The sequence below is a fragment of the Streptomyces novaecaesareae genome, assembly GCF_000716875.1.
GTDB classification, from domain to species: domain Bacteria; phylum Actinomycetota; class Actinomycetes; order Streptomycetales; family Streptomycetaceae; genus Kitasatospora; species Kitasatospora novaecaesareae.
In genome coordinates this window covers 1-24,871 of the sequence record NZ_JNWQ01000027.1, presented here as the reverse complement: position 1 = coordinate 24,871, position 24,871 = coordinate 1, and the positions used below count along the sequence as shown (strand labels likewise).

Genomic DNA, 24,871 nt, shown 5'->3' with positions numbered 1-24,871 from the left:
GAGTGCGCGGGTGTCAGGTGGCCGTCTTCGCCGTCGGCGAGCCGGCGCTCTGAACCATCGCCCTCAGAAGGGCAAACGGCGGGCAAAGCAGCCTCCACCTCAGGCGTTACGCCCGTCGGCAATGTCTCCGCAGGTCAGCGCTCTCGCCCGCGCGGCTTGAGCGGGAGGTCGGGCAACTCCGGTGCCGCCAGCCGGTCGCCCGCGTAGCCGTGCACCTCGCCGAAGCGCGCGCCGGTCATCCAGTCGGCGCGCGCCTGCGCGATCTCCTCGGTCGAACGGCCGATGAAGTTCCACCACATGAGGATCTTCTCGTCGAACGGCTCGCCGCCGAGCAGCAGGACGGCCGCGTCGCTGTGGGCGTGGAGGGGGAGGTGGGGGCGGCCGCAGCCGAGGTAGAGCATGGAGCCGGGCTCGACGGGGACGCCGTCGACGTCGACGCGGCCGGACATGGCGAGGACGGCGTACTCGAAGTCGGGGACGAGCGGGAGCCGGAGGTCCGTGCCCTCGGCGAGGGCGAGGTCGGCGCCGACGATCGGGGTGTGGGTGGTGCCGGGCGACGTGGCGGTGTCGAGGGTGCCGAGGATGACGGTGGCGCGCAGGCCCGGGGCGGTGACCACGGGCAGGTCGGGGTGGTGCTCGAAGGCGGGGGCGGTGTGCCGGTGGGCGTCCGGGAGGGCGACCCAGAGCTGGGCGCCGTGCAGGTAGCGGGCGTGCGGGCGTGGGGACTCCTCGGAGTGGGAGATCGCCCGGCCGGAGGTCATCAGGCCCAGTTCGTACGGCCGGACGGTCTGCAGGCTACCGAGGCTGTCGCGGTGCAGCACCTCGCCCTCGTGCAGCCAGCTGACCGTCTGCAGGCCCATGTGCGGGTGCGGCGGGACCTGCATGCCGGGCTCGTCGGCGATGTCGTCCGGGCCGTAGTGGTCGACGAAGCACCAGGCGCCGACCATCCGGCGGCCGAGGTTGGGGAGCAGTCGGCGGACCACCGTGCTTTCGCCGAGCCGGACTTGACGCGGCGTCAGCAGATCCTTCGCCGGACCGCCGCCGGCCTCGCGGCCGCAGACGGTCGGGGCGGGCTTGAGGTCGAGGTTGCTCATCGCGGTTCCACCACCGTACGAGGAGGGCCGGGCGCCGAGGGAGGTCGTCGCCGATCGGTTCGCCACCGATCATCCGTCACGATCGACGGTTCCTCCACCCGCGCCCGGCCATCCGGCGGTCCTGCCCCGGACACGCCCCAGGGCCCCGCGTCGCGGTCCTCAGTGCCGGCAGGCCCACCAGGCGTCCGCGGACGCCTTGTCGGCGAGGTCCCGCAGGTTGCGGACCGCCTCCGCCGGGTCCTGCGCCCCGTACACCGCCGAGCCGGCCACGAACACGTCCGCGCCCGCCTCGGCGCAGCGCTCGATGGTGCTGGCGGCGACTCCGCCGTCCACCTGGAGCCACAGCTCCAGGTCGTGCCTGGCGATCAGCTCCCGGGTGCGGCGGATCTTCGGCAGCATGATGTCCAGGAACGCCTGGCCGCCGAAGCCGGGTTCGACGGTCATGATCAGCACCATGTCGAGCTCGGGCAGCAGGTCCTCGTACGGCTCGATCGGCGTGCCCGGCTTGAGCGCCATGGACGCCCGGGCGCCCTTGGCGCGGATCTCGCGGGCGAGCCGGACGGGCGCGGCGGCGGCCTCGACGTGGAAGGTGACGGAGCCGGCGCCGGCCTCGACGTACTGGGGGGCCCAGCGGTCCGGGTCCTCGATCATCAGGTGGCAGTCGAGCGGGGTGTCGGTGGCGCGGGCCAGCGCCTCGACCACCGGGACGCCCAGGGTCAGGTTGGGCACGAAGTGGTTGTCCATGACGTCCACGTGCAGCCAGTCGGAACCCCGGACGGCCTCGGCCTCGTCGGCGAGCCGGGCGAAGTCCGCGGACAGGATGCTGGGGTTGATCTGGGCCATGACCGACTACCTTCACACGAGGGCTGGGGCGCCCCGGGATCGGGCACCTCGCCCCATCATCTCGCGCCGCGCGAGCGCCGACCGCCCGGCCCGGCCCACGCGTGACCGTCATCACACCCCGTCCGGGGTTACCGGGGCCCCCGCCGTGGCCATCAGCACTTGAGCGGTCCTCGCACCCGCCCGGACGGCCCGAACCCCGACCGCCCCGGCGCCCGTCCGGCCGCGCCCGTCCAGCCGAGCTCCCGCTCCGTCCGGGAGCTCCGTCCGAGGAAGGTCTCCCGATGACCGATCTCGTCCACCCCGCCCGCGCCCTGTGGTGGCTCTTCGAGCCGGTGCACGCCGTCTCCGGCTTCCAGCCCGAGACCCGCGAGGCCTACGAGGCGGCCGGGCTGCGCGGCGCCTGGCGCGGCTACTTCGCCGGACGGTCGGCGCCGCTGGGCGCGGTGGACGCTCCGCCGGTGATCGCCGCGTTCTTCAACTTCGCCCCGTCGCTGGTCGAGCGCGTGCTGCCGGAGGCGTGGACGCACGCCGGCCCGGAGGAGGTGCTGGCCGCCCGGCTGAAGGGCGCGGCGGCGACGCTGGCCCGGCTGCTGGAGCACGTGGACCAGGAGCAGGTCGAGCTGGTCACGCAGACGCTGGAGCAGGCCGCGGAACGGCTGGACTGCGTGGGCCGGGTGCTGGCCGCCGCCAACGCCGCGCTCCCCCGGCCGACCGGCCTGTACGAGCGCCTCTGGCAGGCCGCCACCGTGATGCGGGAGCACCGCGGGGACGGCCACGTCGCCGCGCTGGTGACGGCCGGGCTGGACGGCTGCGAGGCGCTGGTGGTCCGGTGCGCGATGGACATGCGGCGCGAGATGCTGCAGCCGCTGCGCGGGTGGACGGACACCGAGTGGGAGGCCGCCACCGAGCGCCTGGTCGAGCGCGGCTGGCTGACGGCGCAGGGCGCGGTCACCGAGCTCGGCCGGATCCGCCACCAGAGCCTGGAGGCGGCCACCGACCTCGCCGCCGCCCGGGTGTGGGAGGACTACCCGCGGGCCGAACTCGACCAGCTGGCCGCCGCGTTGAAGCCGATATCGGCACTCTGTCGCGGCGCGCTGCCGGTCAACCCGGCGGGGCTGCCGGACAAGGTGTGACCGGACGGCGTGTGACCGGACGGCATGTGACCGGACGGCTTGTGACCGAACGCCCAGGCCTCTGCTACCGGCCGCCGCCGGGCGGGCCGAGCACGATCCCCCGCCCGGCGTAGAACTGCCCGAACGACCGCCACGGCACGCGCGCGAAGGCCTGCGACTCCCCCGGGAACCCGGACGGGTTGTGGATCAGCAGCGCCGTGTCCGTGGCGCCGACCGCCAGCACCAGGTGCCCGCCGCGCCGCACCGGCTCCGGCCCGCCCGGCTCCCGGATCGAGGGGTGCACCGACACCATCACCAGCCGCCCGCCGGCCACCTCGGCCGCCACCGCCTCGGGCGTCAACTCCCTTTCCTGCGCCGCCAGTCCCCACCGGCGGCGGACGTACCCGGCGAACGGCGCGTGGATCAGTCCGCGCAGGCCGTCGCCGTCCCGCACGTACGCGCCGGCCGCCACGCACTCGCCCGCGAGCGCCATCGCCGTCGGCGTCACGCCCCACCAGTGCTCCAGCGCCATCCGCAGGCAGGCCACCCCGCACAGCCGCCACGACCACCACGCGTACTCCTCCGGGGTGCCCGCCCCCGACTGCCCCCAGCGCGGGTCCGCCGCCGCGTCCAGGCGCCCGTCCACGATCTCCCGTACGAGTTCCGCGGACTCCCACTGCGCGTGGTACGGCACCTCGTGCACCACTCGCGCCCCCTGTGCGGTTCGGGCCGGCCACTCCGGCCGGCCCGCCCGCACGCTGCCCTGATCCACCATCCCCCGACGCTCTCACGCGGCGGCGGCCGAACGACTCACGACACTCCCTGGGTGCCCGCATCCCCCACGGGCTCGCCGACCTGCTGCCCGGCGGCGACCGGCTCCCCCGCACCGACCGGCTCCCCCGCCGCGCCGGGCTCGCCCGACCGGTAGGCCAGGCGCTGCGCCGCGCGCCGTCCGCGCTGCTCCACCGGGATCGCACCGGTGGCGCCGGCCAGGCCGAACGCCGGCATGTCGAAGTAGATCGACTCGTACCCGCCCTCCGGCACGATGTACGTCTCGTGCCAGAGGCCGACGTGCCCGCGGGCCTTGCCCTCCGCCAGCTTGCGGTTGGCGATGCCCCACGCCCTGTGGTGGAAGCCGTCCGGCGCGGTCGCGTAGCCGTACAGCTTCTCCTTGGACTCCCAGTACTGGACGACGTAGTAGGTGCGCGGCGAGGCGGTGAGCAGGATGCGGCCGAGGAGCCCGCGTTCGGGGCTGCGGCGCAGCTCGTACAGCATCCGGAGCATCGCGAACATCACCGGGCCCCAGTGGTGCACTGCCCAGAACCGGTTGACCCGCATGCCGATGAGCAGCACCACGGTGTCGCCGGTCGCGGCGGCGGTGGTGTAGCCCGGCAGCGGCTTGACGAACAACGGCATTCTGTGCCTCCCCGTACCTGATGTAATCGGTGATTACATCAGCGCGCGATACCCCGGTCAAGGCACGCCACGGGCACAATTCGGCTACGGGACAGGCCTGTTGGCGACACCCTGACCGAAGCTGTCGAGCACCTGCGCGGCCAGCTCCTCCGCCTTCTCGGCCGGCAGGTAGCCGTCCACGATCATCTGCGCCAGCCCGTACACCAGCGCCTGCCCGGCCAGCGCGACCAGCGCCGGATCCCCGGGGCGCAGCCGGCCCGCCTCCTGGTCCGCGACGATCAGGTCCGTGAACGCCCGGTCGATCCCGTCCAGTTGCTCCCGCAGCTCCGGGTCCCGCGAGGCCGTGAACACCCGCGAGCGCACCAGCTCGAACCGCCGCGGATGGCGCACCGCGTACCGGACGAACCCCATCCCGATCGCCCGCATCACCGACCGGCCGTCCGGGCCGGCCGCCGCCACCTGCGCCTCCTGCCAGCGCGTGAAGTCCGCCAGCACCCGGTCCGCCAGCGCGGTCAACAGCGCCTTCCGGTCGGCGAAGTGACGGAACGGCGCCCCCGCCGACACCCCCGCCCGCCGCGCCACCTCCCGGACGCTCACCTTCTCCTGCCCCTGCTCGTCCAGCACCTCGAACGCCGCCGCCACCAGCGCCTCCGGCAACGCCCCGTGGTGGTAGGCACCCCGCTCTCCGGCAGCTTCCCTGATCTCCCTCATGTCTGTCTTGCTACCACAACCGGTCGGCACCGCCTTCTTGCCGAAGGCGGTGCCGGGGCCGGGGCCGGGGCCGGGCGCGAGAAACGAAGGGCCTGCCAGAAGGGCCTACCAGGCGTAGTCCTCCGGGGCGGGGCGGTGGCCCGGGAAGAGTTCGTCGAGGCGGTCGAGGGTCTTCTGGTCGAGCTTCAGGTCGAGCGCCACCAGGGCGGCGTCGAGGTGAGCCGGGGTGCGGGGGCCGATGATCGGGGCGGTCACGGCGGGGCGGGAGAGGATCCAGGCGAGCGCGAGGTCGGCCGGGTCGACGCCGAGTTCGTCGGCGAAGTCCTCGTAGGCCTGGAGCCGGTCGCGGTGCTTGGCGAGGAGTTCGCTCGCGTAGCCCATGGCGCTACGGCCGCGGGTACCCTCGCGCTCCTTGCGCAGCACGCCGCCGAGCAGGCCGCTGCGCAGCGGGGACCACGGGATGAGCCCGAGGCCGTAGTGCTGGAGGGCGGGGATGACCTCCAGCTCGATCGCGCGGTCGAGCAGGTTGTAGAGGGACTGCTCGCTGACCAGGCCGAGGAAGTGCCGGGAGCGGGCGGCCTCCTGGGCCTGGGCGATGTGCCAGCCGGCGAAGTTGCTGGAGCCGACGTAGATGATCTTGCCCTGGGCGACCAGGACCTCCATCGCCTGCCAGATCTCCTCCCAGGGCGTGGCCCGGTCGATGTGGTGCATCTGGTACAGGTCGATGTGGTCGGTCTGCAGCCGGCGCAGGCTGGCCTCGACGGCCCGGCGGATGGCGAGCGCGGAGAGCTTGCCGTCGTTCGGCCAGTCGCTCATGGTGGCGTAGGCCTTGGTGGCGAGGACGGTGCGCTCGCGGCGGCCGCCGCCCTGGGCGAACCAACGGCCGATGATCTCCTCGGTACGGCCCTGGAGGTTGCCCTCGCTGTCGCGGCCGTAGGAGTTGGCGGTGTCGAAGAAGTTGATGCCGCGCTCGTGGGCGGTGTCCATGAGGCGGTGGGCGTCGGCCTCTTCGGTGTGCGGGCCGAAGTTCATGGTGCCGAGGCAGAGGCGGGAGACGGTCAGGCCGGTACGGCCGAGGTGGGTGTACTCCATGGCGCCCACCTTCGGCCGCACCGGCCCCGGTGTCCAGCACATTTCCCGTCCGGACGAGCCCGGCGAGCCGGACGGGCCGGATGCGCCCGATGAGCCGGACAGGCCGGGCGAGCCGGATGCGCGATGTGCTGGATGAGCCGGACGAGGCGGATCACCGCCCGTGGGTGGCGAACTTCCGTACGGCCAGCGGCCCGCAGACCGCGAGCAGGAGGGCGCTCCAGAGCAGCGTGGCCAGCACGGCGTGCTGCATCGGCCAGGCGGAGCCGGGTGCGGAGGGGTTTCCGAAGAGCCCGCGGGCGGCCTCGACGACGGAGCTGATCGGGTTCCAGTCGGCGACCGTCCGCAGCCAGCCGGGCATGCCGCCGGTGGGCACGTAGGCGTTGGTGATCATCGCCAACGGGAAGACCACGACGGAGAGTTGGCCGGCCGCCTCCTCCTTGCCGACGGCCAGGCCGAGCAGCGTGCCGAGCCAGGTCATCACGAACCGGAAGAGCAGCAGCAGCGCGAACGCCCCCAGCGCGTCGGCGAGTCCGTGCCGGGCGCGCCACCCGGCGGCGAGTCCGACCAGGGCGAGCAGGGCCAGGACGACCACGCTGACCAGCAGGTCGGCGAGGGTCTGCCCGAGCAGCAGCCCGGTGCGGGAGACCGGCATGGAGCGCAGCCGGTCGGTGACCCCGCGCCCGACGTCCCGGGCGGCGCCGACCATGGTGGGCATGACGCCGTTGGTGGCGACCATGGCGAACAGCCCGGGCATCAGGAACTCCCGGTAGTCACCGCCGCCCGGCACCCGCATGGCGCTGCCGAAGACGTACCCGAAGACCACCACCATGACCACCGGGACGCCCAGCGAGGCGGCCAACAGGCCCGGCGAGTGGCGGTAGTTGAGCAGAATGCGGAGCATCGACGTCCAGGTGTCGGAGGCCAGCCGGCCTCCGGCCGAGGGACGCGAGGGGCCCGCGGCGGTGTGCACGGCGGCGGCCATCAGGCGGCCCTCCCGAGGTCGGCGGACTCCTGGGATCCGGCAGCGGACTCCCGGGCCGCTCCGGTGAGCGCGAGGAACACGTCGTCCAACGAGGGCGCCCGCACCGCGACGTCCTCCGCGAGGACCCCGGCGCCGTCCAACTCCCGCACCAGCGAGGGCAGCAGGACGGACACCCCGGGCACCGTCAGCACCGTGACGGTCCGCTCAGCGACGTCCACCTGCGCGTCGCCGCCGGTCAGCGCGGACAACACCACAGCGGTGGCGGCGAGTTGCTCCGGGTTGGCCAGGGTGACGGAGACCTGGCTGCCGATCGCCTCCTTGAGCCGGTCGGGCGGGCCGGTGGCGATGGCGGCGCCGTGGTCGACGACCACGATGTCGTCGGCGAGCCGGTCGGCCTCCTCCAGGTACTGGGTGGTGAGCAGCACGGTGGTGCCGCCGTCGGCCAACTCCTTGACGGTGTCCCAGATCTCCAGCCGGCTGCGCGGGTCGAGCCCGGTGGTGGGCTCGTCCAGGAACAGCACGGGCGGGCTGGTGACGAGGCTGGCGATGAGGTCGAGGCGTCGGCGCATGCCGCCGGAGTAGGTGCGGACGAGCCGGTCGCCGGCCTCGGCGAGGCCGAAGCGGGTGAGCAGTTCGTCGGCGCGCTCCCGGGCCCGGCGGGCGCCGAGGCGGTGCAGCCGGCCGAAGAGGTGGAGGTTGTCGCGGCCGGTGATGCCCTCGTCCAGGGCGGCGTGCTGCCCGGCGAGGCCGATCGCCCGCCGGACCTCCTCGGCGTTGCGGACGGCGTCGTGCCCGGCGACCCGGACGGTGCCCCGGTCGGGGGCGACGAGGGTCGCGAGAACGCGAACGGCGGTGGTCTTGCCGGCACCGTTGGGGCCGAGGAGGCCGCAGACGGTGCCGGCCGGCACGGCGAGGTCGAGGCCGCGCAGGGCCTCGGTGGCGCCGAACCGTTTCTCCACACCCGTCATCTCGATGGCGGGTCGACTGGCGTCGGACATGGCTGACCCCTCTCTCTAGGTACAGCGTACGTAGAAGCACGCGCAAGCGCATCCTACTACGTACGCCGTACGTATCTAAGATGGGAAACCGAGGTGATCTTCCAGTGCCGTCCAGCAAGACCCCCCGCAGCAGCGAGCGCCCGTCCACCCCCGACGCGCCCGAACTGATCTGGCTGCGCCCCGAGCGCACCGGCCGCGGCCCGCGCCCGGCCCACAGCCGCGAATCGATCGCGGCCGCCGCGATCGCGATCGCCGACGCCGAGGGCCTGGACGCCGCCTCCATGCGCCGGGTCGCGGCGGCGCTCGGCGCGGGCACCATGTCGCTCTACAACTACGTGCCGAAGAAGGAGCACCTGCTCGACCTGATGCTCGACGCGACCGCCGCCGAGTACGTGCTGCCGGCCGCGCCCACCGGCGACGTCCGCGCCGACCTCGCCGACCTCGCCCACCAGCAGCTCGCGATCTTCCGCCGCCACCCCTGGCTGCCCGCCCTGGTGCTGGCCCGGCCCGGCATCGGCCCCAACGCCCTGCGCTACACCGACCACTTCCTCGCCATCACCGCCCCCACCGGCCTCGGCGGCGGCGCGCGGATGGAGGCGATGGCCATGTTCAACGGCTTCCTCTGCCAGTACGCCCAGTACGAGCAGACGGCGGCGGCCGGCGCCAAGTGGCAGGCCGAGCTGGTCGGTTACCTCGCCCAAGCCGCGATGAGCGGCGAATACCCGCACCTGGCCCAGGCATTCGCCGCCTCGGGCCCACCCGCCGACCCCGCGAAGGCCTTCGACCGCACCCTGGACCGGGTCATCGCCGCCGTCCTGGCACCGGCGACGGAGGACTAGAGCCGAGGACTAGACCAGAGCCGCCCGCGGCAGCACCCCGGCGACGCGCCCGTCCACCAGCACCGACACCCCGGGCCGCGCCTCCCCCAGCGCCGCCCGCGCCTCGGCCGGCGACTGCCCGACACCCACCGTCGGCAGCGCCGGCCCGAGCAGCGCGCCCAGCGGGTCGCCCGGCTTGGCGAATCCGTCCGCGAGCGCCGCCGCCAGCACCTCCCGCTCCACCGAGCCGACCACCTCCGTCGCCGTCACCCCGAACGGCCGCGCCGCCCGGGCGAGCGCCACCGGAGCCACCCCGCCCGGCGCGGTACGCAGCGCCTCCAGCGCCTCGCCGACGGTCGCACCGGCGTCAACTGCCACCAGCGGAGCGGCGCCGTCGAGCAGTTCCCGCAGGCCGTCCCCCTCCTCCAGAAACCCCCACTGCCGCATCCACGCGTCGCTGTGCACCTTGGACAGGTAGGAGCGCCCCGAGTCCGGCAGCAGCACCACGACCAGGTCGTCCGGCCCGAGCTCACGCGCCACCCGCAGTGCCGCCGCCACCGCCGTACCCGAGGACGGGCCCGCCAGGATGCCCTCCTCCCGCGCCAACCAGCGCGCGGCCAGCAACGACTCGCGGTCCGGGATCCGCTCGAAGACGTCGACCACCTCCGACCGGTAGGCCTGCGGCCAGCGGTCCTCCACCGTCTCGGGGTGCAGGAAGTGCCCGATGCTCTCGACGAACCACGGGCTGCCGTCGCCGCCCCCGTACATCGAGGACTCGGGGTCGGCGCCAATGACGGTCACCGAGCCGCCGGAGGCCTCCTTCAGGTACCCACCGGTGCCGGTGACGGTGCCGCCGGTGCCGACGCCCGCGACGAAGTGGGTGATCTTCCCGCCGGTCTGCGCCCAGATCTCGGGGCCGGTGGTCCGCACATGGGCATCCGGGTTGGCAAGGTTGTCGTACTGGTTGGCCAGCCAGGCGCCCGGGATCTCCTCGGTGAGCCGCGTGACCACGTTGAACAGGTGCCTCGGATCCTCCCGCGCCACGGAGGTCGTCGCGAGCACCACCTCCGCGCCGTACGCCCGCAGGATGTCGGACTTCTCCGCCGACGACTTGTCGGACACCCCGACGATCACCCGGTACCCGCGCTGCCGCCCGACGATGGTCAGCCCGATGCCGGTGTTCCCGGAGGTCGCCTCGATGATCGTCCCGCCGGGCTTCAGCAGCCCGTCCCGCTCAGCGGCCAGCACCATGGAGAGCGCGGCGCGGTCCTTGACGCTGCCGCCGATGTTGAGGAACTCCGCCTTGGCATAGATCGGCGCGGCAATGTCCGCGCCGAGCCGGGCGAGGCGGAACAGGGGCGTCCCGCCGATCGCATCGAGAACGGATTGGTGAACTGCGGCCATCTGGCGGCCCCCTTCGCTAGTCGTCCGCCCCAGCCTGCCCAGGCCCGGGCGTCGATAGCCGCCGACGCCGCCGAAACGGGCTGAGATCACACGCCCCGTGGGGCGCGCGGCTGCCCGTGCACGCCCCACAACTCAGCCGCGCTCCAAGGTGTGCAACGCTGCGACCCGCGCCCGCCCCGCCGACCGGGCGTGTGCGGAGAGTGACCGATCGTCAGATCAACGGACCGAAGACGCCGCGCTCCCAGTGCCCGAGCCAGGAGGCCGTGGCGGACGGCAACTCCTCACCCTCCGTGGACTCGTCGTAGGGGAGCACGGCGGTCGGCACGAACCAGCCCTCGCGGGGCTCGATGCGGATGCGCAGCAGGCTGACCGGCTTTCGCAGGTCGAGGAACTTCTGGAGGTCGTAGGTGTGCGGGTGGTGGGTCTCGTAACGGTCGCGCACGGTACGGCAGATCGACAGGATGTTGCTGGTCGAGAGGAGCAGGTACCGGGTGCCGGGGCCGAGGTTGACGCAGAGGCGCCGGCGGGAGGTTTCGCGTTCGGGGTACGGCAGGTTCTCGTGGTTGTCGATGTGCAGGCCGGGGCGCAGCCCGGACTCGGGGAGGCGGTGGGTGACGGGCTCGCCGGGCGGGTCGTCGGTCTCACCGAGGGAGATGGGGTGCGGGTCGCCGAGTTCGCCGACCAGGGCGGCGAGGGAGTGGCGATCGGTGACGGTGTCGGGGAGGCGGAAGAACTCGATCAGGCCGCTGTCCTTGGTGAAGATGCTCGGCGCGTACCGCTCGGGGTGGTCCTCGGGGAGCGGGGACCAGTCGTCGGCGGGCAGCACGGCACCGGTCTCGTAGCCGGGCTCGAAGTAGAGGCGTCGGACGCCGCCGGTCTCGCAGCGGTCCAGGAGGGCGGCGGGGTCACGGAAGGCGATCGCGGCGGGGTGCAGGGAGGCCATGGGTCGTCCTCGGTCAATCGTCGTCGTCGGTGGGGTCGTTGCCGTTGTTGCGGGTGATGCCGGTCATCAGGGCGGCGGCCAGGGTGGTCCACCAGACGACGTCGGCGGTGGCCGGCTCGCGCGCGGGGACGAGCCCCGAGGCGAAGCAGGCGAGGGCGAGGCTGGCAGCGGTGATCGCGGCCGTGGGGGCGAGCTTGATGGGGTTCAACTCCCGGGCAGGGGCAGGCCGTCGATCGGGCCGTCGCGCAGGACACGTGCCCACACCCGCTTGCCCGCGCCACGACGGGCGATGACGCCGAAGTCGAAGGCGAGCTGACGGACGAGCTCGACGCCACGGCCACCCTCGGTGAAGCGGCGCGGCCGGGGCCGGCGGAGTTCGAGGTCGCCGCGCGGATCCCAGACTTCGAGGCGACAGTCGCCGTCGAACTCCTGGAGGTAGAGGCGGACCTCGCCGTGGCCCTGGCAGGCGTGGACGACGGCGTTGGTGACGAGCTCGGAGGCGATGAGGACGAGGTCGTCCACGGGGTCACCGGTCCAGCCCCAGGAGGTCAGCTGGTCGCGGATCAGGCGGCGGGCGGTACGGACCGAGGTCGAGTGCTCGGTGAGGACGGTCTCCCAGGTCTGGAGAACCGGGTTACGCATGGTGGACATGGGTCACCCCACACCTTCAGTGGCGTGTTTGGTCGGTCACGCTGAGTGTGACTCACCTCAATTCGAACCTGCAACCCGAATGGAACAACAAATCCGTGGATCTTGAAAGGAGTTGAGTCACCTGCGCATCATGGCGAGACTGAACCCACACTCAGAGGGAGGGGCGCCACTTGAGCAAGGACCTGTCAGCGATCAGGCAGATCCGCCTCGGCGACGAGCTGCGAAACTGGAGGCTCGACAACAACAAGACCCTCGCCGATGCCACAGCGAGCCTGAAGGGTTGGAACCCCGCCCGCCTCAGCAGAATCGAGCGCGCCCACCAGCAGATCAGTGCGGCTGACTTGAAGACGCTGCTGGATCACTACGGCCTCGAAGGGCAAGAGCGCGAGGACTTCGAGGTCCTGCTCAATGATCGTCCTACCAAGCGTTGGTGGCGTGGACTGGACTTTGCTGACAGCATCACCGCAGCCTTCGCGGAGTACCTCGACCTCGAAGCCGATGCCTCACACATCTCTGAGTACTTCCCTGCAGCGTTCCCTGGTTTGCTTCAGACCGAGGGCTATGCAACCGAGATGATCGCGGCCAGCCTCAGCGCGCCCAATGACGAGCAGATTGAGGCGGCGACAGAGGTCCGGATTCGTCGACAGCGCAGACTTACCGACAGCCACCCGGTCAACTTCGAGGCGTACTTCGGAGAGGTCGCCCTGCTGGTGGCCGGGGATCGGCAAGTTCTGGCCGACCAAATCCGGCATGTCATCAAGGTCGCTCAGTACCCCAATGTCAGCGTTCGCATGGTGCCACTCAGTGCCGGACGGCCTGGAATTCTGGCGTCAGGTGTGGTGCTGATGCGCTTCCCTGGAGAGCCAGAAGGAGGCTTCGTCTTCATCGAAGCGGTCGGCGGTATGCTCCCGCGTAGAACGGGCCGCGACGTACGACGAGCCGAGCGGGCCATCGCCCGCGTTGAACGCTACGCGCTGTCGCCCGAGGACACCATCGCTGCCCTTGAACGCAAGTTGGAAGAGCTAACGTGAGCAACCAGCACAACCCCTATGACCACAACCCCGCCGACGCTGAGTGGGCCAAGTCCCCGTTCTCTGCCGACGACAACGGCAGCTGTGTGATCGTCGCCCGCTTCCCCAACGGTGACGTCTGGGTCGGCGACGACAAGGACCCCGGCCGCCCCCACCTCGCCTTCGACCAGGCCGAATGGACCGCCTTCGTCCAGGCCATCGAAGCCCGCGACCCCCGCTTCACCGCATAACAGCCCCCCGCGAGGAGTGGGAAGTCGGACCTGCCGACTTCCCGCTCCCCCGCGAGGGGGAGCCGCTCGGTCCCCACGCAGGACGCCCGCACCCTCCCCGCTCCCGCAGAGTGGAGTCGAAGACACCGACGACACCGAAGTGGGCAGGCATGACACCCCAGTTGGCACCGAAGACCGTCCGCAGCGCCGTCCCCCTGGCGGCCGCCCTCGCGCTCCCCTACATCGCGCTGAAGACGTACTGGGCGGCGGGTGGCCAGGCAGGCGTGGCCGACGGCTTCGACATGGCGGACGAGTTCGCGCGCAACGGCGCGCCCACCGCCCTGGTCTGGCTGGAGCGCCACGGCCTCGACTTCACCGCCGTCCTCGCGCTGATCGGCCTCGCGCTCGCCCTCACCCTGGCCCGACGCCCGCCGGCCCGACGCCTGCCCCGGCGCCTGCTGCTCGCCCCCGCCTGGGCCGGCACCCTGCTGATCCCGTACGGGCTGCTCACCGCCATCGTGGCCCCGTTCGACAGCAGCCCCGACGGCGGCCCGCTCACCGGCTGGGTGGCCCCGGTCGGAGCGGCTGCCTTCGTCGGCATCGGGACGGCGCTGGGCATCGCCGCATGGTCGCACCGCACCCCGGCCAAGAGTTGACGGCTGGTCACCACCCGCCCGGATACCGCGAGAGCCAGTCCGCGTGCCGCTCCTTCAGCCGGTCGCGTTCCTCCGTCGTGGTCAGGCAGACGTCCGCGCCGCCGTCGTACGGGTGGTGGAGCCGCCGCATGCCGGTGTCGGTGATGATCACCCCGCACTCCGCGTCGTCGGCGATCCGGCGCAGCAGCCGGTCCAGGCAGCCCGGCCGCCACTGCCGCCGTTCCACGAAGACGTGGCAGTAGCTGCGGAACCCCACCTCGGGGTCGTCCTCCTCAAGCCAACTACGCCAGTGCTTCGCGTCGCGGCGCATGCGGGGGGCGCTCGCCCTGTCCGTCCACCTCGGCGTGATCACGTACACCTCCCGACCGGCGAACAGCTCGTCCAGGACGGTGTTGTACCGCTCCAGCACGATCGCGTACTCGTGCTCGTCGTCCGGGTAGCGCTTGGACTCCGGCAGGCTGTGGAAGCGCACCCAGCGGTCACCCCCGCGCGCGTCGATCTCGTGCCCGACGGGCGCACTGCCCGGCCACCGCCGCTCCCAGAGCGCGGTCAACGCCGCCATGTCCACCGTCATCCCCCCTCCCGATCGCCGCAGAGTCTGTCACACCTGCCCCACCAGCCCCGACGTGGCGAAATCCGCTCGTCACGGCCGCCCCGCTCCCGTAGCGTGGTTCGGTCGATCTTGAGGCCAGAACGGGGCACCACACCATGCAGCAGTACCAGGGCTGGGCCGACGAACGCTTCGGCGCCGTCGCCGACGTCTTCGCGCGCAACTTCGCCGAGTTCCCCGAACTGGGCGCCGCCGTCACCGTCTACGCCGGCGGCCGCAAGGTGGTCGAGCTGTGGGGCGGCACCGCCGACGAGCGCACCGGCCGGGCCTGGACGCAGGACACCCTCGTCCCGGTGTTCTCCTGCGCCAAGGGCCCGGTGAGCATCTCCGCCCACCTGCTCGCCCAGCAGGGCCGGCTCGACCTGGACGCCCCGATCGCCCGCTACTGGCCCGAGTTCGCGCGCCACGGCAAGCAGGAGATCACCACCCGGATGATCCTCGGCCACCGCGCGGGCATCCCGGCCCTGGACGCGGAGCTCTCCTTCGAGGAGATCGCCGCCTGGACCCCGGTGGTCCGGGCGATCGAGGCCCAGCAGCCGCTCTGGGAGCCGGGCACCAGCTACGAGTACCACGGCCATGTGCTCGGCTTCGCGGTCGGCGAGGTGATCCGCCGGATCACCGGCCTCACCCCGGGCGCGTTCCTGCGCAAGGAGATCGCCGAGCCGCTCGGCGGCCTGCCGGTCTGGATCGGCCTGCCGGAGAGCGAACTCCCGTGCGTGGCGCGGCTGGTGGAGGCCGATGGGCGCCGCCAAATGCCGGGCCCGGAGCACCTGCTGACCCGGATCGTGACGATGAACGGCGCGCTGGTCTTCCCCGGCCTGGACGTGCCGTACGGCTGGAACGACCCGGCCCTGCACGCGATCGAGCTGCCCGGTGCGGGCGCCGTCGCCTCCGCCACCGGGCTGGCCGGCCTGTACGCGGCGGCGGTCACCGGCCTGGACGGCTCGCCCCGCCTGCTCTCGCACGACACGGTGACCGACGCGGTGCGCGAAGTCTCCGCCGGTGCGGGCTTCCTGGGCTTCGACATGGGTGCCCGCTGGGGCTCCGGCGTGCTGCTCGACTCCCCCGCCTTCCGCCGGCTGCTCGGCGGGCGCAGCTTCGGCAACGACGGCGCGGGCGGCCAGTTCGCCTTCGGTGACGACGAGTTCGGCGTCGGCTTCGCCTACGTCGCCAACCGGATGATCGGCCACGGCGACGCCCGGGCCAACCGCCTGATCGACGCGGTGCGCGCATGCCTGTCCTGATGGACTTCCTCGGCCAGCTGACCGCGCTCGCCGTCACCGGCGGCTTCGGCGATCTGCGCTACGACGCCTCGCTGCCCGAACTCGCGGCCCGCTACGGCGATCCGTGGGACGGCGGCCGCGTCCACAAGGAGTCGCGCTGGCCCCACGCCTTCGGCTGGGGCGACGCCCACACGGTGTTCTGCCGCTGCCGCCGGCTCCGGTCGTTCTCCCTGCCCACCTGGCACGGCGAGCTCGAACTCCCGCAACCCTACGGGGAGCTGGACACGCTGGACACCCACGTCACCGAGTCCGCCCTGATCGCCGCGCTCACCGCGGCCGGCTGCACCTGGGAGACGGTGACGTACGAGAACATCCCCGGCCAGCGCACCCTGGAGGTGGCGCCGGCCGAGCAGCTGCGGGTCGCCTTCGTCCTCGTCGACCGGATCAGCCACGACGAACCGCCCCTGGACGACTGGCTGTTGCACAAGACCGGCCTCTGGGGCTACGACCACCCCGACTGTCCCGAGCCGGACCGCACCCTCCCCGACGACGGCTGGGGCGCGGCCGAGGGCTGAGCAGACGGCGGCGGGCCGTTCCCACCCCCGTGGGGAACGGCCCACCGCCCGGCCCGGCCTACTTCAGGAGGAACCGGCCTGCTTCAGCCGGCCTGCTTCAGCCGGCCTACTTCGACAGGAAGTCGTAGACCGCCTGCCGCCCGGCCGGGTTCGCCGCCCGGGTCTGCACCGAGTGCGCCGCCCCGGGGACGATCACGATCTGCGGATCGTGCGCGAACGCGGCCTCCTGGTACAGCCATTCGTACGGCGTGGACAGGTCCCGGTCGCCGCCGATCAGCAGCACCGGCACGTTCGGCAGCTTGCGGTGCACAGGCGGCGTCGGCGGCACCTGCTCGCGCGGCCAGTCCAGGCAGACCAGCAGGCTGCCGATCCCGGTCGCGGTCGCCGCGTCGTACGGCCAGGTCTGCTCGGCGGTCAGCCGCTGCCTGGTGCGCTCCAGCGCCGCCGCCCGACCCGCGACCGGGGTGTCGGTGGTGCCCCAGGGGAAGTGCGAGTCGGCGCACAGGGTGGCGGCGTGCAGGCCCTGGCTGAGCCATTCGGCCGGTACGGCGTCGTTCTTGTGCACCTCGTCGATGAACGCCTGGAGCTTGGCCGGCTGCCCGGCGGCGGCCTCGTGCAGGGCCTCCGGCACCCCGCCGTAGTTGGGGTCGGCGAACTCGTAGCTGGTGAGCGCGTCCAGGATCTGCACCCCGTTGCCGTACGTCCGGACGGTGCTGGCGAGGTCGGCGGCCGGGTCCGTGGTGCAGCCGGTGGCCTGGCAGGCGGTGTGCAGGACGCGGGCGGTGGCGGGCAGCGCGCCCAGGTCGAGCGGGTCGAAGCCCTGTTGCGGCACCACCGAGTCGAGCACCAGCCGGGCCACGTGCGCCGGGTGGGCGAGGGCGTAGCGCTCGGCGACGTAGGTGCCGTAGGAGACGCCGTCGATGCTGAGCCGGCGGTCGCCGAGGGCCTGGCGCAGGAGGTCCATGTCGCCGACGGTGTCCGCGGTGCTGTAGAAGCGGGCGTTCGGGCCGAGGGTGGCGGCGCAGTCGGCGATGGACTGCTTGCGGGGCGGGGCGAGGTCGGAGGAGCCCATGTCCTCCTGCAGTCCGGGGCACTGCAGAGCGCGCTCGCCGGTGCCGCGCTGGTCGAACATGACCAGGCGGTAGTCCTTGAGGACGGGCGTGAGCTTGCTCGCGATCCGCTGGATCAGCGGCACGCCGGGCTGGCCGGGGCCGCCGGTGAGGAACAGCAGGTCGCCCTTGGGGGCGTCGGCGTTCCCGGTCATCGCCACGTCGAGCTGGAGGGTGCCGGGGGTGGCGCCGCTGTGGTCGAGCGGCACGGTGATGGTCCCGCAGGTGAATTCGGGCGCGCCCTGGCAGGGCGCCTGCCCGGTGATTCCGCCGCCGTGCCGGGCCGGTTCGGCCGGCGCCGCGACGGCGGGGGCGGCCAGGGTGGTGCCGGCGACCACCGCGACGGCGCCCAGCAGGGCGGCGAGGCGGCTGCGCGTGCTCGTCATGTTCGTCCTTCCGGTCGCGCCGCGTCCGTGCTGACGCGGTCACGGGAATCAGCTTGATCCGGGGTGACCTCGAACGCGAGCATTCGTGTCAGGATTCGACCAGGGTCGAAACCTCGGGGGCCGGAAGACGACCGAACCCGGTGATTTCCGACGGGCCCTTCAGTCCAACCGTCCGGGCGATCCAATGACCTGACGGACCGACAGTTCGATACTCCGACAGCGAGGGGACGGCGTGATCCGGCTCAGCATCGACTCGACCGGGCTCGCCCGCACCCGCTTCGTGGTCTCACCCCTGCATGAGGCGGTCAACACCCTGATGGCCTTCTCGCTCAACTCCCGCACCGGCCCGTACGCCTGGGTGGGCCGCACCCGCCGGGTGCTGCGCCGGGAGAAGCTGGAGCTGCTGTCAGGCCTGGCGCTGGAGCAGCCGGGCGGCTACATTCCGGACTTCCTCTCCCCGCACCCGTCCGGGCCGGACCCGACGGTGGCGGAACAGTTGGAGGCCGTCCGCCGGACCGACCCGGAGCGGGTGCGGGCGGAGCTGGAGACCGTCCGACACGGCCTGCCCGCGGCCAACCTGGTCGGCCGTCAGGTGCCGGACACGGTGCTGCGCACGATGGACCGCGGCCCGCGCTACTTCGCCGAGCGGATCGCCGACGAGCTGGGCCGGTACTGGGAGTCGGCGCTCGCGCCGTACTGGCCGGACGCCCGGGCGGTGCTGGACGCCGAGATCGACCAGCGGGGCCGCTTCCTGGCCCGGTACGGCACCGGCTCGCTGTTCAACTCCCTCTCCCCGCAACTCTCCTGGGCGGACGGGCTGATCCGCCTGGAGAGCCGCTTCGAGGTGGCGATGCCGGCCCGGATGGTCCTGCTGATGCCGACGCTGGTGAGCCGGACGATCCACGTCATCCTGGACCCGGTCGACGGCTGCCACCGGGCGCCGACCCTGATGTACCCGGTCGCCAAGCCGCCGACCGTCCCGCGGACCCCCACCCCGGCACTGGCCCAGCTGCTCGGGCCGACCAGGGCCGACCTGCTCGCCGCGCTGGTCGACCCGACGACCACCGTCGACCTGGCCGCCCGGCACTTCCTGAGCGCGGGCACGGTCTCGTACCACCTGGGCGTGCTGCACCGCTCGGGCCTGGTCAGCCGGATGCGCAGCGGGCGGGAGGTGCTGTACCGGCGGACGCCGCGCGGGGAGGAGCTGCTGGCGACCCGGTAGCGCCTCAACAGGTCTCAGGCCAGCGCGCGCGGGAGGACCACCTGCACCCACTCCTCCGGCTGCGACAGGTGCGGGGCGTGCCCGGCGCCGACGTACAGGTGCCGCTCCGCCTTCGGCAGGGTGAGGTCGATGAGGTCGAGCACCTCGCCGAACATCGGCGCACTGTCGTCACTCTGCGTCAGCAGGGCCGGTTCGGTGAAGCGGGCCAGTCCGGTGAGGTCGAGGTCGAGCGCGTCCGGGTCGCGCAGCTCGTCGAGGTAGGTCGGCGCGTTGCGGATGAAGGTGTGCCGGATCGGCGCGGGCAGCTGCTCCCACGCGCCGGGCCCGAAGGCGAGGCTGTCCACGTACAGTTCGGCGGCCGCGGCCGATTCGGCCTGCTCCAGCAGCTCGCGGACGGCGGCGATCCGGTCGGCGAAGGCGGTGCCGATCGGGCGCAGGTCCGGGTCGGCGAGCAGGATGCCGGTGCCCGGCGGCTCGTGCACGGCGATGCCCCGGAGCAGGTCCGGGCGGGCGGCGGCGAGCCGGAGCGTGACCAGCGCGCCGTAGGAGTCGCCGTAGACGAAGGCCGGCCCGAGGCCGAGCTCGTGGATCAGCCCGGCCAGGTCGGCCGCGTCCTCGTACACCGAACCCTGGGTGAGCGGGTCCTCGCTGCGGCTGTGTCCCCGGCGGTCGTAGGCGACGACGGTGGCGGACTCCGCCAGGCCCGGCATCACCCGTGCCCAGGAGTCCCCGTCGCTCCACGAACCGTGCACCAGGACGACACCGGGGCCCTCCCCGCGGGCCTCGTAGTGCAGCGCCACCCCGTTCACGCTGATCTCGGCCATCACGAGCCTCCCGATCTCGGCGGTGCTCCCCCACCAGCCTGACACAACCGCCCGGAAGGCTCAGATCCCGCCGGTGGGAGCACTCCTCCCCCGTACCGGGGAGGCCCGGGACGAAGATCATCCCCACGCGTGATCCCGCCGCGCCACGGCCGTGCCAGGCTCGGCGCATGCACTACGTCGTACGCCGGATCGCCGCCGAGGAATGGCGGGAACTCCGCGATATCACCCTGGAGGCGCTGCGGGACTCCCCCGGCGCCTTCAACCTCTCCTACGCCGACACGGCCGCCCGCCCCGACGGCTACTGGCAGCAGCAGGCCGCCGCCGAGGCCACCGCCGGAGGCTGCGCCACCCTCACGGTCCGTGACGAGGCCGGGAACTGGGTGGGGATGGCCGGCGTCGAACCCGTCCCCGACGTGCCCGACACCGTGTGCGTGCGCTCCGTCTACGTCGCCCCGGCCCACCGCGGCGCCGCCGGCCCCGCCGCGGACCTCGTGCACGCGACCATCCGCCACGCGCGGGACCACACCGACGCACGGTGGCTGACCCTCGGCGTCAACGAGAGCAACGGGCGGGCGCTGGCCTTCTACCGGCGGCTGGGCTTCGAGGACACCGGGAAGGTGATCCCGTACGTCCGGAAACCGGCCGAGAAGGTCCTCATCCTGGGCTACCCGGACTTCCGGGCCTGACCGGCACCCACCGTGTCGAGGGCCCACGGAGGAGCCTGGCGACGACCCGCTGAGGGCCCCCCCGAGGGGCCCTCAGCCCATCCCGCGCACCGGCGGCTCGTCCCGCGTCCCGTCCTCCGCGACCACCGTGAACCGCTCCGGCCCCGCGACCGACAGGTCCACCGGATACAGCGAGGACGTGCCGTTCACGTCCAGCTCCGCACTGCGCCGCCCGGTCGCCGCGTCCACCCGGGCGATCCGGCCGCGCGTCATCGCCCACACCGAGGTGCCGTCCACCACCAGGCCGGTCACCTGGTCGTCCAGCCCCGCCGTCCACCGCTGCCCGCCGTCGGCGAGCGAGTACGCCACGAGGCGGCCGGTCGCGCTGCGGCCCGGGTGCTTGCCGCCGCTGATGGTGACGTCGCCGGGCTTCTCGCCCGGCACGATGAACAGGTCGCCGACGATCACCCCGCCGAACAGCGGCCGGGCGTCGAACTCGTCGAAGGCGTGCAGCCCGCCCAGCATCACGTCCAGGTCGTACTCGTCCCCGGAGACCGGGATCGACGCCCGCTGCCGCCCGTCCCGGTCGTAGCTGAGCACCGCGTGCGTCCCGCGCTCGCTCTGGGCGTCGACCCACACGGCGAGCGGGTCGACCGACACCACCGCGAGGTTCTTCAGCCCGCCGGCCGCGGGCAGGACGATCCGCGACCGCTCCCGCCCGTCGACGGCCGCCAGCGACCGCAGCACGGGCGCCGCCGCGCCGCACTGCGCGACCGTCACCACGTCCTGCGCCCCGCCCGTGACCTGCAGCGGGGCGCAGCCGGGGTCGGCCGTGCCGCGCCACACGTCCACGCCGTCCGTCAGGCGAACCGCCCGCCAGCCGCCCTTCTCCTGCAGGACGGCCTGCGGCCCGGCGACGGCGACCACGTCCGGCGCCGCCGAGTCCCCGTCGCGGGCCGGCGCGTCGACGGCCGCGGTCCAGCCCTCCCTGCCGTCGCTGAGGCCGAGTGCGGTCACCGCCGCGCACGGCTTGTCGTGCGGCGAGTGGCCGATCAGCCCGAGGCCGCCGGTGTCGCCCTGCCCGGTCCCCCGGCTCATCGCGCACACCGAGTCCTCCCCGGGCGGCGTCCACCGCCACACGACGGCGCCGGTGGCGCTCCGGTAGGCCACCACCAGGTCGGGCCGGACCCTGACGACCAGGCCCCCGGACGTCCAGCTGCCCAGTGCCCGGGTCGTGGACGGCCGGTCCAGCGGCGCCGTCCAGGTGTTGTTGACGCCGTCCCCGGCGAAGCAGACGAAGATCCCCAGCCCGAGCAGCGCCCCCACGGCGGCCGACGGAAAGCCGACGCGGGGGTGGATCAGCGCCCAGACGAAGCCCGCGCCGCACGGCATCAGCCCGAGGATGCTGATGATGCCCATGAACGCGAGGCTGTCCCCGCCGAACCCGTTCGCCGGCCCGAACAGCACCGCCAGCCCCATGCTGACGAACATGGCCCCCAGCACCCCGCCGGAGACCACCATCCAGGTCTCCTTGTCCCAGGCGAACCTGGCCCTCCACCCCGCCCGGACGACACCGTCCTCGGGCCCACCGGCCATGCCCGTCTCTCCCCTGCGACGCGCCGCCCACCGCAACGAGGCGACGATCTTCGGATCGTTGCAGAGCCTGCCATGATCCGAAACAAAGAGCAGGGAAAACCCCGGCCATCACCTGCACATGAGAGGCCCATGACGGGGTGATCGGCACGAATCCCCACTCGGGCAGGCCCGGCGCCGGAGCTTGCTCCTCGGGGCAGCACGGGCCAATCTTGGCCCCTCACCCTCCTTCGGGCCGACATCACCTTCACACCCCGCCCACGGCTAGACTGTCGCGCTCCGCAGCCGAGGGGAGTCAGCGATGAGCCGCCCTGCCCACCACGACGCCGGCGCACCCCGCCCCACCGACACCGCCGCACCCGACGCGCCCGACGCCCCTCCCGAGGCAGCTCCCGAGGCAGCTCCCGAGGCAGCTCCCGAGGTTCCTCCCGAGGTTCCTCCCGAGGCTTCTCCCGAGGCTTCTCCCGACGCCGAGCCGGAGCCCGCCCCCACCCGGACCACCCTCGACGCCCCGACCGTCCGCGCCCTCCTCCAGGAGCAGCACCCGGACCTCGCCGCCCTCCCGCTGCGCCCGGTCGCCGGCGGCTGGGACAACCAACTCTGGCGGCTCGGCGACGAGTTCGCCGTCCGCGTGCCGTGCACCGAGCGCGCGTCGGAGCTGCTGCGCAAGGAGTTGCAGTGGCTCCCCCGGCTCGCCCCGGGGCTCCCGCTGCCGGTCTCGCGCCCCCTCCGGGCGGGTGCGCCGTCCGACCGCTTCCCGCGCCCGTGGTCCGTCACCGCCTGGGTCCCGGGCGAGCCGAGCGACCGCGCCGCCATCACCCGCCCGGCGCACGCCGCGGGCGTCCTGGCCGGCTTCCTCCGGTCCCTGCACCGCCCCGCCCCGGCCGACGCGCCCGCCGGCACCCGCGGCGAACCGCTCGCCGAACTCCAGGAGCAGTTCGAGCGCCGGATCCGGATCCTCGAACCGACCGGCCTCGCCGCCAACACACCGTCGGTCCGGGCGATCTGGGCGGACGCGAGCACCGCCCCCCACTACCAGGGCCCGCCGCTCTGGCTGCACGGCGACCTCCACCCCGCGAACGTCGTCGTCACCGACGGCACCCTCTCCGGGGTGCTCGACTTCGGCGACCTCTCCACCGGCGACCCGGCCACCGACCTGGCCGCCGCCTGGCTCCTCCTGCCGGCCGGTTCGGCGGCCCACCTCTTCGACGCGTACGGCCCCGTCGACCGGCCGACCGGCCGCCGGGCCCGCGGCCGGGCGCTGCTGTGGGCCCTCTCGCTGATCTCGGTCGGCCTGGCCGCGGAGCGCGGCCTGCCCGGCGGGCAGCCCACCTGGGGCCCGGCCGGCCGGGCCGCGCTGGAGCGCGTCCTGGCCGCCTCCTGACCCCGCTCGCGCACCCTAACCACCGCGCCACACCGTCGAATTGGCAACGGAACACCCCTTGCCCCGACACCGCCTGACAGCGCCCGACAGCTCACCGCCCCCGGCTCACCCGACCGGGTGAGCCTCCCCGCCCGACAGTACGCACACACCGGGCCGGCTCGTTCTGCAGTGCATGGGTCCGCCGCTCCTCACGTCTCCGCCACCACCCGCACACCATGCCTCGCCGGGGCTCCCGTGGCCGTGATCGGCCGGGTCCCTGCCGGCGCACCGCGACCCGCCAGCGGAACCGTAGAATCCGCCCGTACACATCAGGGAGGATTTCGCGTGTTCCGAGCGCAGCGTCCGCGCACCGCAGAGTTGACCCCTCGACCGGGGGACGGGCCGGTCAACGGCGTCGCCCTGCTGCTGCCGGGCGGGTTCATCCGAAGTCGAAGCGGACCGCTGAAGGTCGCCGAACGGGGCCTGCGGGACCTGTCCGTCGAACTCACCGACCGCGGCCGGCCGCACAACATCGCCGTGCACCTGCTGCGCTACCGCTACAGCGGCTGGAACGGCGCGGACGCCGACACCGCCGTCGACACCCGCTGGGCGCTCGACGAACTCGCCCGCCGGTACGAAGGCGCACCGGTGGTCCTGATCGGCAACTCGCTCGGCGGGCGCGCCGCCTTCTGGTGCGCCGGGCACCCGTCCGTCGTCGGCGTCGCCGGGATCGCCCCCTGGCTGCCCAGCGGCGACGCGGTCGACCAGCTGGCCGGGCGGCGGGTCCTGATCGTCCACGGCACCGGCGACCACAGCGCGGCCAACGCCACCCAGTCCCTGGAGTACGCGCTGCGCGCCCGCGAGGTCGTCCCGGACCTCGCACGCTACGAGGCCCCGGGCGCCAACCACTACCTGCTCCGCGAGGCCCGCGACATCAGCGCGCTCACCACCGCCTTCACCCTCGCCGCCCTGGGCGCCGAACCCGCCCCGCTCGCGACGGGCGCGGTCTGCACCCGGCTCCCGGTCCGCGCGTAGCGGACGCCGGCTCACGGGCCTCCCCTGCCGATCGGCAGGGGAGGCCCGCCGCATTTCCGCAGGATTTCCTGCCGATCGGCACATGTGCGACCGGGCCCCGAAGCACCACCCTTGGGACCACCGAACGGCAGCCACCCGGGCCGCCGAAGAAGGAGGCCCCACCATGACGCCCACCCCCCTCACCGCTCGCAAGCCCACCCACCACCGGCCGAAGCACCGGCTCCTGGCCGCCCGTCCCTCCACCCGGCCGACCGGACCAAACCCTGTCTCTTATACACATCTGACGCTGCCGACGAGCGATCTAGT

Annotated in this window: 27 protein-coding genes; 11 read left to right on the top strand and 16 right to left on the bottom strand. The window is 73.2% G+C overall.

Translation table 11 applies throughout. The annotated features are described in order from the left end of the window. Positions 1-134: 134 nt before the first annotated feature. Together OP86_RS12720 and rpe are read right to left on the bottom strand one after the other, a co-directional pair. Positions 135-1,094: a pirin family protein gene (locus OP86_RS12720; protein ID WP_030055305.1), complete on the bottom strand. Its 960-nt coding sequence runs from the start codon at positions 1,092-1,094 to the stop codon at positions 135-137. Positions 1,095-1,253: 159 nt separating this feature from the next. After that, positions 1,254-1,937, bottom strand: coding sequence for a ribulose-phosphate 3-epimerase (gene rpe / locus OP86_RS12715; RefSeq protein WP_030055306.1), 684 nt, complete (start codon positions 1,935-1,937; stop codon positions 1,254-1,256). 281 nt (positions 1,938-2,218) lie between these two features. Here rpe and OP86_RS12710 point away from each other — a divergent pair, with 281 nt between their 5' ends. Further along, a complete protein-coding gene (locus OP86_RS12710; RefSeq protein ID WP_030055307.1) occupies positions 2,219-3,070 on the top strand; it encodes an SCO6745 family protein in 852 nt (283 codons plus the stop codon). Between the two features lie 64 nt (positions 3,071-3,134). On the opposite strand, the gene OP86_RS12705 is transcribed toward OP86_RS12710, so the two are convergent. The 6 genes from OP86_RS12705 to OP86_RS12680 all read right to left on the bottom strand — a co-directional run bounded on the left by OP86_RS12705 (position 3,135) and on the right by OP86_RS12680 (position 8,248). Beyond that, the gene (locus tag OP86_RS12705) at positions 3,135-3,755 is read right to left on the bottom strand and encodes a C39 family peptidase (protein WP_030055308.1); all 621 of its coding nucleotides are present in this window, start codon (positions 3,753-3,755) and stop codon (positions 3,135-3,137) included. A gap of 104 nt (positions 3,756-3,859) precedes the next feature. Next, positions 3,860-4,465 (bottom strand): DUF4188 domain-containing protein, encoded by a 606-nt coding sequence (locus OP86_RS12700; protein ID WP_418952609.1) that lies wholly within the window; start codon positions 4,463-4,465, stop codon positions 3,860-3,862. Positions 4,466-4,549: 84 nt separating this feature from the next. Then, positions 4,550-5,176, bottom strand: a complete 627-nt coding sequence (locus OP86_RS12695; RefSeq protein WP_030055310.1) for a TetR/AcrR family transcriptional regulator — start codon at positions 5,174-5,176, stop codon at positions 4,550-4,552. A 105-nt stretch (positions 5,177-5,281) separates the two neighbouring features. Further along, positions 5,282-6,268, bottom strand: coding sequence for an aldo/keto reductase (locus OP86_RS12690; protein ID WP_030055311.1), 987 nt, complete (start codon positions 6,266-6,268; stop codon positions 5,282-5,284). A 151-nt stretch (positions 6,269-6,419) separates the two neighbouring features. Then, complete coding sequence (locus OP86_RS12685; RefSeq protein ID WP_051830025.1) at positions 6,420-7,250, bottom strand: ABC transporter permease; 831 nt, start codon at positions 7,248-7,250, stop codon at positions 6,420-6,422. Next, positions 7,250-8,248 (bottom strand): daunorubicin resistance protein DrrA family ABC transporter ATP-binding protein, encoded by a 999-nt coding sequence (locus tag OP86_RS12680; protein WP_030055313.1) that lies wholly within the window; start codon positions 8,246-8,248, stop codon positions 7,250-7,252. Before OP86_RS12680 ends, OP86_RS12685 begins: the two co-directional genes overlap by 1 nt. A 104-nt stretch (positions 8,249-8,352) precedes the next feature. Here OP86_RS12680 and OP86_RS12675 point away from each other — a divergent pair, with 104 nt between their 5' ends. After that, entirely contained in the window at positions 8,353-9,087 is a 735-nt protein-coding gene (locus OP86_RS12675; RefSeq protein ID WP_051830024.1) for a TetR/AcrR family transcriptional regulator, read from the top strand. A 9-nt stretch (positions 9,088-9,096) separates the two neighbouring features. Here the strand turns inward: OP86_RS12675 and OP86_RS12670 are convergent, their stop codons facing one another. From OP86_RS12670 to OP86_RS12655, 4 genes are all read right to left on the bottom strand, one after another. Then, positions 9,097-10,470, bottom strand: coding sequence for a pyridoxal-phosphate dependent enzyme (locus tag OP86_RS12670; RefSeq protein WP_030055315.1), 1,374 nt, complete (start codon positions 10,468-10,470; stop codon positions 9,097-9,099). A gap of 211 nt (positions 10,471-10,681) precedes the next feature. Further along, positions 10,682-11,413 carry a hypothetical protein gene (locus OP86_RS12665; protein ID WP_030055316.1) on the bottom strand — a complete coding sequence of 244 codons (732 nt, stop codon included), beginning with the start codon at positions 11,411-11,413 and terminating at the stop codon, positions 10,682-10,684. A gap of 13 nt (positions 11,414-11,426) precedes the next feature. Continuing rightward, the gene (locus OP86_RS12660; protein WP_030055317.1) at positions 11,427-11,621 is read right to left on the bottom strand and encodes a hypothetical protein; all 195 of its coding nucleotides are present in this window, start codon (positions 11,619-11,621) and stop codon (positions 11,427-11,429) included. Next, the gene (locus OP86_RS12655) at positions 11,618-12,064 is read right to left on the bottom strand and encodes an ATP-binding protein (RefSeq protein WP_051830023.1); all 447 of its coding nucleotides are present in this window, start codon (positions 12,062-12,064) and stop codon (positions 11,618-11,620) included. Before OP86_RS12655 ends, OP86_RS12660 begins: the two co-directional genes overlap by 4 nt. A 170-nt stretch (positions 12,065-12,234) precedes the next feature. Here OP86_RS12655 and OP86_RS12650 point away from each other — a divergent pair, with 170 nt between their 5' ends. The 3 genes from OP86_RS12650 to OP86_RS12640 all read left to right on the top strand — a co-directional run bounded on the left by OP86_RS12650 (position 12,235) and on the right by OP86_RS12640 (position 13,960). Further along, entirely contained in the window at positions 12,235-13,095 is an 861-nt protein-coding gene (locus OP86_RS12650) for a helix-turn-helix domain-containing protein (protein WP_030055319.1), read from the top strand. Beyond that, positions 13,092-13,325 (top strand): DUF397 domain-containing protein, encoded by a 234-nt coding sequence (locus OP86_RS12645; RefSeq protein ID WP_051830022.1) that lies wholly within the window; start codon positions 13,092-13,094, stop codon positions 13,323-13,325. Before OP86_RS12650 ends, OP86_RS12645 begins: the two co-directional genes overlap by 4 nt. Positions 13,326-13,474: 149 nt before the next feature. Beyond that, positions 13,475-13,960 (top strand): hypothetical protein, encoded by a 486-nt coding sequence (locus OP86_RS12640; protein WP_157849731.1) that lies wholly within the window; start codon positions 13,475-13,477, stop codon positions 13,958-13,960. A gap of 7 nt (positions 13,961-13,967) precedes the next feature. On the opposite strand, the gene OP86_RS12635 is transcribed toward OP86_RS12640, so the two are convergent. Next, the gene (locus tag OP86_RS12635) at positions 13,968-14,534 is read right to left on the bottom strand and encodes a DUF3885 domain-containing protein (protein ID WP_030258010.1); all 567 of its coding nucleotides are present in this window, start codon (positions 14,532-14,534) and stop codon (positions 13,968-13,970) included. A 134-nt stretch (positions 14,535-14,668) separates the two neighbouring features. On the opposite strand from OP86_RS12635, the gene OP86_RS12630 reads away from it, so the two are divergent. Next, positions 14,669-15,814 (top strand): serine hydrolase domain-containing protein, encoded by a 1,146-nt coding sequence (locus OP86_RS12630; RefSeq protein WP_030258007.1) that lies wholly within the window; start codon positions 14,669-14,671, stop codon positions 15,812-15,814. Continuing rightward, positions 15,802-16,368 carry a hypothetical protein gene (locus OP86_RS33540; protein WP_157849730.1) on the top strand — a complete coding sequence of 189 codons (567 nt, stop codon included), beginning with the start codon at positions 15,802-15,804 and terminating at the stop codon, positions 16,366-16,368. Before OP86_RS12630 ends, OP86_RS33540 begins: the two co-directional genes overlap by 13 nt. Positions 16,369-16,474: 106 nt before the next feature. On the opposite strand, the gene OP86_RS12620 is transcribed toward OP86_RS33540, so the two are convergent. Continuing rightward, positions 16,475-17,863 carry an alpha/beta hydrolase gene (locus OP86_RS12620; protein WP_030055324.1) on the bottom strand — a complete coding sequence of 463 codons (1,389 nt, stop codon included), beginning with the start codon at positions 17,861-17,863 and terminating at the stop codon, positions 16,475-16,477. Positions 17,864-18,095: 232 nt separating this feature from the next. On the opposite strand from OP86_RS12620, the gene OP86_RS12615 reads away from it, so the two are divergent. Next, complete coding sequence (locus OP86_RS12615; RefSeq protein ID WP_030055325.1) at positions 18,096-19,085, top strand: ArsR/SmtB family transcription factor; 990 nt, start codon at positions 18,096-18,098, stop codon at positions 19,083-19,085. Positions 19,086-19,099: 14 nt separating this feature from the next. Here the strand turns inward: OP86_RS12615 and OP86_RS12610 are convergent, their stop codons facing one another. After that, positions 19,100-19,909 (bottom strand): alpha/beta fold hydrolase, encoded by an 810-nt coding sequence (locus tag OP86_RS12610; protein ID WP_030055326.1) that lies wholly within the window; start codon positions 19,907-19,909, stop codon positions 19,100-19,102. A gap of 167 nt (positions 19,910-20,076) precedes the next feature. On the opposite strand from OP86_RS12610, the gene OP86_RS12605 reads away from it, so the two are divergent. Next, a complete protein-coding gene (locus tag OP86_RS12605) occupies positions 20,077-20,595 on the top strand; it encodes a GNAT family N-acetyltransferase (protein ID WP_051830020.1) in 519 nt (172 codons plus the stop codon). Between the two features lie 72 nt (positions 20,596-20,667). On the opposite strand, the gene OP86_RS12600 is transcribed toward OP86_RS12605, so the two are convergent. Next, positions 20,668-22,170, bottom strand: a complete 1,503-nt coding sequence (locus OP86_RS12600) for a PQQ-binding-like beta-propeller repeat protein (RefSeq protein WP_030055328.1) — start codon at positions 22,168-22,170, stop codon at positions 20,668-20,670. 298 nt (positions 22,171-22,468) lie between these two features. Here OP86_RS12600 and OP86_RS12595 point away from each other — a divergent pair, with 298 nt between their 5' ends. Together OP86_RS12595 and OP86_RS12590 are read left to right on the top strand one after the other, a co-directional pair. Then, a complete protein-coding gene (locus OP86_RS12595; RefSeq protein ID WP_078588844.1) occupies positions 22,469-23,551 on the top strand; it encodes an aminoglycoside phosphotransferase family protein in 1,083 nt (360 codons plus the stop codon). Between the two features lie 324 nt (positions 23,552-23,875). After that, a complete protein-coding gene (locus OP86_RS12590; RefSeq protein ID WP_051830019.1) occupies positions 23,876-24,565 on the top strand; it encodes a dienelactone hydrolase family protein in 690 nt (229 codons plus the stop codon). Positions 24,566-24,871 lie beyond the last annotated feature (306 nt).

What these genes read in the sequence shown, in the direction of transcription:
- OP86_RS12720 (WP_030055305.1), bottom strand. Translation starts at nt 1,094, where the DNA reads ATGAGCAACCTCGACCTCAAGCCCGCCCCGACCGTCTGCGGCCGCGAG.
- rpe (WP_030055306.1), bottom strand. Translation starts at nt 1,937, where the DNA reads ATGGCCCAGATCAACCCCAGCATCCTGTCCGCGGACTTCGCCCGGCTC.
- OP86_RS12710 (WP_030055307.1), top strand. Translation starts at nt 2,219, where the DNA reads ATGACCGATCTCGTCCACCCCGCCCGCGCCCTGTGGTGGCTCTTCGAG.
- OP86_RS12700 (WP_418952609.1), bottom strand. Translation starts at nt 4,465, where the DNA reads ATGCCGTTGTTCGTCAAGCCGCTGCCGGGCTACACCACCGCCGCCGCG.
- OP86_RS12695 (WP_030055310.1), bottom strand. Translation starts at nt 5,176, where the DNA reads ATGAGGGAGATCAGGGAAGCTGCCGGAGAGCGGGGTGCCTACCACCAC.
- OP86_RS12690 (WP_030055311.1), bottom strand. Translation starts at nt 6,268, where the DNA reads ATGGAGTACACCCACCTCGGCCGTACCGGCCTGACCGTCTCCCGCCTC.
- OP86_RS12685 (WP_051830025.1), bottom strand. Translation starts at nt 7,250, where the DNA reads ATGGCCGCCGCCGTGCACACCGCCGCGGGCCCCTCGCGTCCCTCGGCC.
- OP86_RS12680 (WP_030055313.1), bottom strand. Translation starts at nt 8,248, where the DNA reads ATGTCCGACGCCAGTCGACCCGCCATCGAGATGACGGGTGTGGAGAAA.
- OP86_RS12670 (WP_030055315.1), bottom strand. Translation starts at nt 10,470, where the DNA reads ATGGCCGCAGTTCACCAATCCGTTCTCGATGCGATCGGCGGGACGCCC.
- OP86_RS12665 (WP_030055316.1), bottom strand. Translation starts at nt 11,413, where the DNA reads ATGGCCTCCCTGCACCCCGCCGCGATCGCCTTCCGTGACCCCGCCGCC.
- OP86_RS12655 (WP_051830023.1), bottom strand. Translation starts at nt 12,064, where the DNA reads ATGTCCACCATGCGTAACCCGGTTCTCCAGACCTGGGAGACCGTCCTC.
- OP86_RS12640 (WP_157849731.1), top strand. Translation starts at nt 13,475, where the DNA reads ATGACACCCCAGTTGGCACCGAAGACCGTCCGCAGCGCCGTCCCCCTG.
- OP86_RS12635 (WP_030258010.1), bottom strand. Translation starts at nt 14,534, where the DNA reads ATGACGGTGGACATGGCGGCGTTGACCGCGCTCTGGGAGCGGCGGTGG.
- OP86_RS12630 (WP_030258007.1), top strand. Translation starts at nt 14,669, where the DNA reads ATGCAGCAGTACCAGGGCTGGGCCGACGAACGCTTCGGCGCCGTCGCC.
- OP86_RS33540 (WP_157849730.1), top strand. Translation starts at nt 15,802, where the DNA reads ATGCCTGTCCTGATGGACTTCCTCGGCCAGCTGACCGCGCTCGCCGTC.
- OP86_RS12620 (WP_030055324.1), bottom strand. Translation starts at nt 17,863, where the DNA reads ATGACGAGCACGCGCAGCCGCCTCGCCGCCCTGCTGGGCGCCGTCGCG.
- OP86_RS12610 (WP_030055326.1), bottom strand. Translation starts at nt 19,909, where the DNA reads ATGGCCGAGATCAGCGTGAACGGGGTGGCGCTGCACTACGAGGCCCGC.
- OP86_RS12605 (WP_051830020.1), top strand. Translation starts at nt 20,077, where the DNA reads ATGCACTACGTCGTACGCCGGATCGCCGCCGAGGAATGGCGGGAACTC.
- OP86_RS12600 (WP_030055328.1), bottom strand. Translation starts at nt 22,170, where the DNA reads ATGGCCGGTGGGCCCGAGGACGGTGTCGTCCGGGCGGGGTGGAGGGCC.
- OP86_RS12595 (WP_078588844.1), top strand. Translation starts at nt 22,469, where the DNA reads ATGAGCCGCCCTGCCCACCACGACGCCGGCGCACCCCGCCCCACCGAC.